7 protein-coding genes and 1 tRNA gene are annotated in these 10,313 nt (G+C 70.0%); 5 read left to right on the top strand and 3 right to left on the bottom strand.

Annotated features, from left to right (window positions below):
- Window positions 1-99: 99 nt before the first annotated feature.
- The 3 genes from ACFSJG_RS03695 to ACFSJG_RS03705 all read right to left on the bottom strand — a co-directional run bounded on the left by ACFSJG_RS03695 (window position 100) and on the right by ACFSJG_RS03705 (window position 2,654).
- Window positions 100-1,080 (bottom strand): ribose-phosphate diphosphokinase, encoded by a 981-nt coding sequence (locus ACFSJG_RS03695; protein WP_378483860.1) that lies wholly within the window; start codon window positions 1,078-1,080, stop codon window positions 100-102.
- Entirely contained in the window at window positions 1,077-2,546 is a 1,470-nt protein-coding gene (gene glmU / locus ACFSJG_RS03700) for a bifunctional UDP-N-acetylglucosamine diphosphorylase/glucosamine-1-phosphate N-acetyltransferase GlmU (RefSeq protein ID WP_378483861.1), read from the bottom strand. Before glmU ends, ACFSJG_RS03695 begins: the two co-directional genes overlap by 4 nt.
- A gap of 37 nt (window positions 2,547-2,583) precedes the next feature.
- Window positions 2,584-2,654: transfer RNA gene (locus ACFSJG_RS03705), tRNA-Gln, on the bottom strand.
- A 232-nt stretch (window positions 2,655-2,886) separates the two neighbouring features.
- Here ACFSJG_RS03705 and ACFSJG_RS03710 point away from each other — a divergent pair.
- The 5 genes from ACFSJG_RS03710 to eno all read left to right on the top strand — a co-directional run bounded on the left by ACFSJG_RS03710 (window position 2,887) and on the right by eno (window position 10,175).
- On the top strand, window positions 2,887-3,477 hold the full coding sequence (locus ACFSJG_RS03710) for a TetR/AcrR family transcriptional regulator (RefSeq protein ID WP_378484247.1): 591 nt from the start codon (window positions 2,887-2,889) through the stop codon (window positions 3,475-3,477).
- A gap of 112 nt (window positions 3,478-3,589) precedes the next feature.
- A complete protein-coding gene (gene mfd, locus ACFSJG_RS03715) occupies window positions 3,590-7,276 on the top strand; it encodes a transcription-repair coupling factor (protein WP_378483862.1) in 3,687 nt (1,228 codons plus the stop codon).
- On the top strand, window positions 7,273-7,944 hold the full coding sequence (locus tag ACFSJG_RS03720; RefSeq protein WP_378483863.1) for a nucleoside triphosphate pyrophosphohydrolase: 672 nt from the start codon (window positions 7,273-7,275) through the stop codon (window positions 7,942-7,944). Before mfd ends, ACFSJG_RS03720 begins: the two co-directional genes overlap by 4 nt.
- 46 nt (window positions 7,945-7,990) lie before the next feature.
- A complete protein-coding gene (locus ACFSJG_RS03725; protein WP_378484248.1) occupies window positions 7,991-8,719 on the top strand; it encodes a lytic transglycosylase domain-containing protein in 729 nt (242 codons plus the stop codon).
- A 175-nt stretch (window positions 8,720-8,894) separates the two neighbouring features.
- Complete coding sequence (eno, locus tag ACFSJG_RS03730) at window positions 8,895-10,175, top strand: phosphopyruvate hydratase (protein WP_378483864.1); 1,281 nt, start codon at window positions 8,895-8,897, stop codon at window positions 10,173-10,175.
- Window positions 10,176-10,313 lie beyond the last annotated feature (138 nt).

The following is a 10,313-nucleotide window of genomic DNA, read 5'->3' on the forward strand; positions in this document are numbered from 1 at the left end:
CCCTGTACGGCATCGTCCGCGACATCCAACGCGCACTTGCCATCTGGATCGGCACCTGCCCGACCTGCCACCACACCTTTCCGACCTAACAAAGTCCTACTAGGCACTTCCGTTGAAGAGGGAGGTCACGGATCCGTTCTCGAAGACCTCCCGGATGGTGCGCGCGAGCAGCGGCGCGATCGACAGGATGGTCAGCGTCGGGAACCGCTTCTCCTCCGGGATCGGCAGCGTGTTGGTCGCGATGACCTCCTTCGCGCCGCAGGTCGCGAGCCGCTTGGCGGCCGGATCGGAGAACACGCCGTGCGTGGTCGCGATGATGACGTCACCCGCGCCCGAGTCCTTGAGGACCTTCACGGCACCTGCGATGGTGCCGCCGGTGTCGATCATGTCGTCGATCAGGACGCAAGTCATGCCCTTCACGTCACCGACGACGCGGTTCGACTTGACCTGGTTCGGGACCAGCGGGTCGCGGGTCTTGTGCACGAATGCCAGCGGTGCGCCGTCGAGGGCGTCCGCCCACTTCTCGGCGACCTTGACGCGGCCGGCGTCGGGGGAGACGACGCAGATGTTGTCGGTGCCGTAGTTCTCGCGCACGTACTGGGCGAGCTGACCGAGGGCGTGCATGTGGTCGACCGGGCCGTCGAAGAAGCCCTGGATCTGGTCGGTGTGCAGATCGACGGTGATGATCCGGTCCGCTCCGGCGGTCTTGAGCATGTCCGCGATCAGGCGAGCGGAGATCGGCTCACGGCCGCGGTGCTTCTTGTCCTGACGCGCGTACGGGTAGAACGGCAGGATCGCGGTGATGCGCTTGGCGGAACCCCGCTTGAGCGCGTCGATCATGATCAGCTGCTCCATCACCCACTGGTTCAGCGGGGCCGGATGCGACTGCAGCACGAAGGCGTCGGAGCCGCGGACCGACTCCTCGAACCGGACGAAGATCTCGCCGTTCGCGAAGTCGGTCGCCGTCTGCGGCGTGACCTGGATGTCGAGTTCCTTGGCGACCTGCTCCGCCAACTCCGGGTGCGCGCGACCGGAGAAGAGCATGAGGTTCTTCTGGTTGTCGGTCCAATTCGAAGTCACTGCTCTTCGCCGTCCTTGCTCGAGTTCTCGTTGTGCTGCTGTGCCGATGCCGCCGCCTGTGCGGCTGCCGTACCGGGTCTGTTCTTCTCGACCCAGCCTTCGATGTTCCGTTGCCTGCCTCCGGAGACGGCCAGCGCCCCCGGCGGAACATCTTCACGCAGGACCGTGCCTGCGCCCGTGTACGCGCCGTCGCCCACCCGGACCGGGGCGACGAACATCGTGTCCGACCCCGTCCGCACGTGCGACCCCACCACGGTACGGGTCTTGTTCACTCCGTCGTAGTTGACGAAGACGCTCGACGCTCCGATGTTGCTGTGCGACCCGATGCTCGCGTCCCCGACGTACGTGAGATGCGGCACCTTCGTGTGATCGCCGATGTCGGAGTTCTTCACCTCGACGAATGCGCCGAGCTTGCCCGACTCGCCGAGTACCGTGCCGGGACGCAGGTAGGTGAACGGCCCGACCGTCGCGCCCGCCCCGATCACGGCGTCGTCGCCGTGCGTGCGGATCACCGACGCGCCCGCGCCGACCGTGACGCCGGTCAGGGTGGTGTCGGGGCCGATCTCGGCGTCCTCGCCGACCGCCGTCGCGCCGTGCAACTGCACGCCCGGCCGGATCGTCACGTCGCGCCCGATGACGACGTCCACGTCGATCCACGTCGAGGCCGGGTCGACGACGGTGACGCCTGCCCGCATGTGCGATTCGAGGATCCGCCGGTTCATCTCCGTCGCCAGTGCCGCCAACTGCACGCGGTCGTTGGCGCCCGCGACGAGCAGCGCGTCGTCGAGGCGCAGCGCGCGGACCGAACCGCCTGAGCGGCGGGCGATGGCGACGACGTCGGTCAGGTACAGCTCGCCCTGGGCGTTGTCGGAGCTCAGCTCACCCAACGCCGACCGCAGGGTCTGCGCGTCGAACGCGTACACGCCGGAGTTGACCTCGGTGATCGCGAGCTGCGCGGCGGTGGCGTCGGCCTGCTCGACGATCGCGGTGACCTCGCCGTCGGTGGTGCGCAGGATCCGGCCGTAACCGGTCGGATCGGCGGCGGTCGAGGTGAGGACCGTCACGGCGGCGTCGGCCTCGGCGTGCGCGTCGAGGAGCCGGCGCAACGTGTCGCCGTCGAGGAGGGGGACGTCGGCGGACGTCACGAGAACGGTGCCCGTGAAGTTGTCGGGGAGTGCGCTCAGCCCGCATGCGACGGCGTGGCCGGTGCCGTTCTGCGCGTCCTGGACCGCGGTCCCGACCGTCACACCGAGCCGCGCCGCCACCTCGGCGACCGCGGGGACGACGACGTCGCGCTGGTGGCCGACGACCGCGACCAGATGGTTCGGTTTCACGAGCGCCGCGGCGTGCAGGGAGTGCGCGAGCATCGACCGGCCGGCCAGGGTGTGCAGCACCTTCGGCGTCTTGGACCGCATCCGGGTCCCCGCTCCGGCGGCGAGGACGACAACGGCGGTCTCGGTTGGCATGAAGCTCCTCGAATCGAACATGGTGAACTGCCGCTCGCTCCGCCGCCAGGACTCGAACCTGAACTATCTGAACCAAAATCAGAGGTGCTGCCATTACACTACGGCGGATTGCCTGCGGGTTAGCAGGACATCCAGGGATCGAAACCCCGGCTCCGGCGGTCCGCTGTGCGCCCACGATCCTTGCACGAGACCCCGCTCAGGTGCCAACCGCCATGCCGGAATCGCCGCAGCTGCCAGCGGAGGGTCGCGATGTCCGGCCGATAGGCTGGCTCACATGTCGCGACCACCGCAGTCCTCCGCCGACACCGAGCCGCCCGGAGACAAGCCGGTGCGCACCCGGATGACGGGCACCCAGCGTCGTGAGCAGCTCATCCAGATCGGACGCAGCGTGTTCGCCGAGCGCGGCTACGAGGCCGCGTCCGTCGAGGAGATCTCGGCCCGCGCGAACGTCTCGAAGCCCGTCGTCTACGAGCACTTCGGCGGTAAGGAAGGGCTCTACGCGGTCGTCGTGGACCGGGAGATGTCGGTGCTGCTCGAGATGGTCACCAACTCCCTCGAACAGAACCGGTCCCGGATCAGGGTCGAGCTGGCCGCGTTGGCGCTGCTCACCTACGTGGAGGAACGCACCGAGGGGTTCCGCATCCTGGTGCGCGACTCGCCGGTGTCCGCGGAGGAGGGCACCTACTCGAGCCTGCTCAACGAGGCCGTCACCCGTGTCGGGCACATCCTGGCGGGCGACTTCTCGCGCCGTGGCTTCGATCCCGCGCTGGCACCGCTCTACGCCCAGGCGCTCGTCGGAATGGTCGCGACCACCGCCACCTGGTGGCTCGACGAGCGCTCGCCGAGCAAGGAGGTCGTCGCGGCCCACCTGGTCAACCTGTGCTGGAACGGGCTCACGAACCTGGAAGCGGACCCCCAGCTCGGTCAGTGACCGCCCCGGCGAGGTGACCCACGGCACCGTCGGCAGCCCGTCCTAGACTTGTCCGTGGTCGCCGCAACCGGTCGGCCGTACGCGTTCGGCGATCCAGGGACGGTCCATCCACATGCCTTCGACGGTGCCCCCCACCCATCCAGCAGACCCGGACACCGGGGAGTCGACGCTGCCGCTCGCGGGGGTGGCCGGCGTCGCGCTCGCGCATCCGGCGTTCGGGCCGGTGCGCGAGGCCATCGGGCGTAGCGCGCTGTCGATCGTCGCGCCCAATCCGGCCCGGCCGTTCCTCGCGACCGCGATCGCCGAGCACACACAACTGCTGCTGGTCACCGCGACCGGACGTGAGGCGGACGACCTCACCACCGAACTGAAGGAGATCCTCGGCGAACGGGTCGCGCAGTTCCCGTCCTGGGAGACGCTGCCGCACGAGCGACTGTCGCCGGGTGCCGACACCGTCGGCCGCCGGCTCGAGGTGCTGCGTCGCCTCGCTCACCCCGACAACGCCGACTACGGTCCGCCGCTGCAGGTGGTGGTCACCACCGTCCGGTCGCTGGTGCAGCCGATGGCGCCCGGTCTCGGCGACATCGAGCCGGTGACGCTGCGCGAGGGCAGCGAGGTGCCGTTCGAGGAACTCGTCACCCGCCTCGTGGAGATGGCCTACACCCGCGTCGACATGGTCGGCAAGCGCGGCGAGTTCGCCGTCCGCGGCGGCATCCTCGACATCTTCTCACCGACCGCCGATCACCCTGTCCGCGTGGAGTTCTGGGGCGACGAGGTGACGGAGTTGCGACCCTTCTCGGTCGCCGACCAGCGGTCCATCCCGGAGCTGACCGTGGCGACGCTCGTCGCGCCGCCGTGCCGGGAGCTGTTGCTCACCGAGACGGTCCGCGACCGGGCCGCGGTCCTGGCCCGCGACAACCAGGCCGACGCGGCGCTCGTCGAGATGCTGGACAAGCTGTCCGCGGGCATCCCCGTCGACGGCATGGAGGCGCTGCTGCCGGTGCTCCAGTCCGGCGAACTGGTCCTGCTCACCGAGGTGCTTCCCGAGGGAACGCACGTGCTGCTGTGCGACCCGGAGAAGATCCGTACCCGCGCAACCGATCTCGTCCGCACCGGACAGGAGTTCCTGGAGGCGTCGTGGACGGCGGCCTCGATCGGTGCCGAGGCGCCGCTCGACACCTCCACCCTCGACACCTCCGGAATGAGCGGGGTGGACCTGGCCGCGTCCGCCTACCGGAGCCTGCGACAGGTGCGGGAGAGCACCGAGGCCGCCGGCCGGGCGTGGTGGACCGTCAGCCCGCTCGCGTCGGGCAGCGAGGACGAGCTGCTCCTCGACATCCAGGCAGCGCCCGAGGTGCGCGGCTCCGACGAACTGCTCGCCGAGCTGTTCGTCATGCTGCGCGCGCACGTCACCACCGGCGGTCGCGCCGCGATCGTCGTCGCCGGGTCGGGCACCGCGCAGCGTGCACTCGAACGGCTCCGCGACGCCGAGGTCCCGACCGTGCTGCTCGCGCCCGGCGCGGAGCCCGCGCGCGGTCAGGTGTCGGTGCTGTGCGGCTCGCTGCAGAACGGTCTGGTGCTGCCCACCGAGCGACCCGATGCCGGACTGGTGCTGGTGTCGGAGGCGGACCTGACCGGCAACCGGGTCGCCGCGGCCGGCGACGGCAGGCGGCTGCCGCCGAAGCGCCGCAACCAGGTCGACCCCCTCGCCCTGACCGCAGGCGACATGGTGGTGCACGACCAGCACGGCATCGGCCGGTTCGTGGAGATGGTCGAACGGACCGTCGGCGGCGCCCGCCGCGAGTACCTCGTCATCGAGTACGCGGCGAGCAAGCGCGGACACCCCGGCGACCGGCTCTTCGTGCCGATGGAATCCCTCGACCAGCTGTCCCGCTACGTCGGCGGTGAGCTGCCCGCGCTCAGCAAGCTCGGCGGCTCGGACTGGCAGAACACGAAACGCAAGGCGCGCAAGGCGGTCCGCGAGATCGCAGGCGAGCTCGTGCAGCTGTACGCGGCCCGGCAGGCCGCGCCCGGTCACGCCTTCGGCCCCGACACCCCGTGGCAGAAGGAGATGGAGGACGCGTTCGCGTTCACCGAGACCCAGGACCAGCTCACCGTCATCGACGAGGTCAAGGCCGACATGGAGAAGCCCGTCCCGATGGACCGGGTCGTCATCGGCGACGTCGGCTACGGCAAGACCGAGGTCGCGGTGCGCGCCGCGTTCAAGGCGGTCCAGGACGGCAAACAGGTGGCGGTCCTCGTGCCGACCACCCTGCTCGCGCAGCAGCACCTGCAGACGTTCACGGAGCGGATGGCGAGCTTCCCGGTGAAGGTCCGGGGGCTGTCGCGGTTCACCGACCCGGCCGAGTCGAAGGAGATCATCGCCCAGCTCGCCGACGGCGAGGTGGATGTCGTCGTGGGTACGCACCGTCTCCTCCAGACGGGGGTGCGATACAAGGACCTCGGGCTGGTGATCGTCGACGAGGAGCAGCGCTTCGGTGTCGAGCACAAGGAACACATCAAGGCGCTGCGCACCCATGTCGACGTGCTCACGATGTCCGCGACGCCGATCCCGCGCACGCTGGAGATGAGCATGGCCGGCATCCGTGAGATGTCGACGATCCTCACCCCGCCGGAGGAGCGGCACCCCGTGCTCACCTACGTGGGCGCGTACGCCGACAAGCAGGTCGCCGCCGCGATCCGCCGCGAGCTGCTCCGTGACGGCCAGGTGTTCTACGTGCACAACCGGGTCAGCTCGATCGACAAGGCCGCCAAGCGGATTCGCGAACTCGTGCCCGAGGCGCGGGTGGTGGTCGCGCACGGTCAGATGAACGAGGAGACCTTGGAGAAGACGGTCCAGGGGTTCTGGGAGCGCGAGTTCGACGTCCTCGTCTGCACCACGATCATCGAGACCGGACTCGACATCTCCAACGCGAACACCCTGCTCGTCGAGCGGGCCGACTCGCTCGGCCTGTCGCAGCTCCATCAGCTCCGCGGTCGCGTCGGACGCAGTCGGGAACGCGGCTATGCGTATTTCCTGTACCCGCCGGAGAAGCCACTGACCGAGACCGCCTACGACCGGCTCGCGACGATCTCGCAGAACTCCGACCTCGGTGCGGGCATGGCCGTCGCGATGAAGGACCTCGAGATCCGCGGTGCCGGAAACGTGCTGGGCGCCGAGCAGTCCGGGCATGTCGCCGGTGTCGGCTTCGACCTGTACGTGCGGCTCGTCGGGGAGGCCGTCGAGGCGTACCGGGCGGTCGCGGACGGGCGGCCGATCACCACGGACGAAGCGCCGAAGGAGGTGCGCATCGACCTGCCCGTGGACGCACACATCCCGCCGGACTACGTCACCAGCGACAGGCTGCGGCTCGAGGCATACCGCAAGCTCGCGGCCGCAGGCGGCGACGACGAGATCGGAGCCGTCGTCGACGAACTCGTCGACCGCTACGGCCCGGTGCCGGAAGAGGTCGGCCGGCTGGTGTCCGTCGCAAAGCTGCGGCTCCTGTGCCGCGAATACGGGATCGAGGAGGTCGCGGTTACGGGCACCCAGCTGAAGATCTCGCCGATGCAGCTCCCGGACTCGAAGCAGTTGCGGCTCAAGCGGTTGTACTCGGCCGCGCAGTACCGGGCCACCACCGGGATGGTGCAGATGCCACTGCCACGCGTCGGTGGCGTCGGCTCCGACCGCGTCCGGGACGTCCAGTTGCTGCAGTACGCAGCGGACTTCCTGCTCGCGATGGACGGCAAGGCCGCAGGCTCGGTGGACATGTCGGTCGCGGTGGGAGCGTCCGCGTGACGGCTGGGGAGCAGTCATCGGGTGGCCGCACACCGGGCGACGGGCTCGTCGAGGCCGCCGAGGTGATGGACCGGCTGTGGTCGTACGGCGGCTGGGAGGTCACCCAGACCCACGAATCCCTCACCACGTACCTGGTGGAGGAGACATACGAACTGCTCGACGCCGTCGTCGCGGGGGACGCCACCGAGATCCGTGAGGAGCTCGGAGACCTGTTGCTGCAGGTGCTGTTCCACTCCCGCATCGCCGAGGCAGCGGGGGAGTTCACCGTCGACGACGTCGCCGCCGAACTCGTCGCGAAGCTGGCGCACCGCAGTCCGCACCTCGCCGCCGACGTCTCCGGTCCGATCGACATCGCCGAGCAGGAACGGGCGTGGGAGGCACGCAAGGAGGCCGAGAAGCAGCGCGCATCCTGCCTCGACGGGATCGCCACCTCGCTGCCGTCACTGGCGTTCGCCGAGAAGGTGCTCGGCCGGGCCCGCAAGGCAGGCCTGCCGGACCAGCTGATTCCGGCAGACCTGACCACCGTCGAGGTGGGCGACAACGCGGAGGTCCGGCTCCGGACGGCCGTGCTCACGTTCGCCGAGCGGGTGCGCCGGGCGGAGGAGTCCGCCGCCGCGGCGGGAGTCGCGCGGCTCACCGCGGACGACTGGCGGACCCACTGGGCGTAGTGCCTGCAGTGGGCACGCGCCGAGCCCAGGCATCATCGATGGGGTGATCAGCAGAAGACGAGCACTGGGCGCGGGTGCGGCCGTCGTCGCCCTCGTGACGACCCTCGCCGCCTGCTCCCTGGAGCCCGAGGCTCCGATTCCACAGAACGTGCCGCCGCTACCCGGCGCCGCGATGCCGCCGATCGACGTCGATGCGCCGGGACGCACCGCGGACCAACTGGCGGACTGGGCGCAGTCGGTGTCCGACGGGACGGGCGTGTCCGCCACCGCGCTCGAGGCGTACGGATATGCGGCCGCGGTGATGGCGAGGTCACGTCCCGACTGCGGCATCACCTGGACCACCATCGCCGGCATCGCCGGAGTGGAGAGCAGGCACGGGACGCACCGCGGCGCGTCCGTCGCCGCCGACGGCACCGTCGCCCCGCCGATCCGTGGCATCCCCCTCGACGGCGGACCGGGTGTCGCCGAGATCCCCGACACGGACGGCGGTGCACTCGACGGCGACGCCGTCCACGACCGGGCGATGGGGCCGCTGCAGTTCATCCCCGAGACGTGGCGCCGGTGGGGCGTCGACGCGAACGGCGACGGCGTCGTCGACGTCGACAGCATCGACGACGCGGCGCTCACCGCGGCCCGCTACCTGTGCGCCCGCGGCGGCGACCTCACCGCGGAGGCCGGATGGCGGCAGGCGCTCATGGCCTACAACCTGTCCGGCGAGTACCTCCTCGACGTCCGAGACCGGGCCAACACCTATGCCGTGCGGAGCGCACCGTGAGACGTCACGTGGAACGCATCGGGAGTTCCGCATCCGGCGTGTGCGGGGGCACCCCGGCCGGTTGGGTTGGTTACGCTCGGACCTGGCACTATTAGCGAAATCGCCGAAGTCGACGTGACCGCGTCGGTCGGCGTCGCCCCAGAACCAGTACAGCCGCCGATAAGGAGAACCATCCGTGGCCATCATTCAGCAGGTCGGAGCCCGCGAGATCCTCGATTCGCGAGGAAACCCGACGGTCGAGGTCGAGGTGCTGCTGGAGGACGGCACCTTCGCGCGCGCCGCGGTGCCCTCGGGCGCGTCGACCGGCGAGCACGAGGCCGTGGAACTGCGTGACGGCGGCGACCGCTACCTGGGCAAGGGTGTCGAGAAGGCCGTCGAGGCGGTTCTCGACGACATCGCGCCCGCGATCATCGGCCTCGACGCCGCCGAACAGCGCGCCGTCGACCAGGCACTCCTCGACGAGGACGGCACCCCGGACAAGTCCCGCCTCGGCGCGAACGCCCTGCTCGGTGCGTCACTCGCGGTGGCGAAGGCGGCTGCCGAGTCGTCCGGCCTCGACCTCTTCCGCTACGTCGGCGGCCCGAACGCCCACATCCTGCCGGTCCCGATGATGAACATCATCAACGGCGGCGCGCACGCTGACAGCGGTGTCGACGTCCAGGAGTTCATGATCGCGCCGATCGGCGCGCCGACCTTCAAGGAGTCCCTGCGCTGGGGCGCCGAGGTCTACCACTCGCTCAAGTCGGTGCTCAAGGCCAAGGGTCTCTCGACCGGCCTCGGCGACGAGGGCGGCTTCGCGCCCAACCTGGCGGGCACCAAGGAAGCGCTGGACCTGATCGGCGAGGCCGTCGCGAAGACAGGCCTGAAGCTGGGCACGGACGTCGCGCTGGCGCTGGACGTCGCGGCCACCGAGTTCTACACCGACGGCACCGGCTACAAGTTCGAGGGCAAGGTCCGCTCGGCCGACGAGATGGGCGCGTTCTACGCGGAGCTGCTCGGCCAGTACCCGCTGGTCTCGATCGAGGACCCGCTCAGCGAGGACGACTGGGACGGCTGGATTGCGCTCACCGATGCGATCGGCGACAAGGTCCAGCTCGTCGGTGACGACCTGTTCGTCACCAACCCGGAGCGTCTCGAGGACGGCATCGTCAAGGGTGCCGCGAACGCGCTCCTGGTGAAGGTCAACCAGATCGGCACCCTGACCGAGACCCTCGACGCCGTCGAGCTGGCGCACCGCAACGGCTACAAGACGATGATGAGCCACCGGTCCGGCGAGACCGAGGACACCACCATCGCCGACCTCGCCGTCGCCGTCGGCAGCGGCCAGATCAAGACCGGTGCCCCGGCGCGCTCCGAGCGCGTCGCGAAGTACAACCAGCTCCTCCGCATCGAGGAGTCCCTCGGCGACGCCGCACGCTACGCGGGCGAGATCGCCTTCCCCCGGTTCGGCGCCTGACCGGTAACGGATCATGAGCCAGCGCGGCAGGTCCCGACCGGGTGGCAGCCCGGCGGGCCGCGACCCGCGTCGCGCCCGTAACAGCGAACGGGGAACGCCCCGGAGCGACGGGTCGGGTCCGCGTCGATCGACGCGGAC

Source organism: Rhodococcus gannanensis, from assembly GCF_042681175.1.
Taxonomy (GTDB): Bacteria; Actinomycetota; Actinomycetes; order Mycobacteriales; family Mycobacteriaceae; genus Rhodococcus_G; species Rhodococcus_G gannanensis.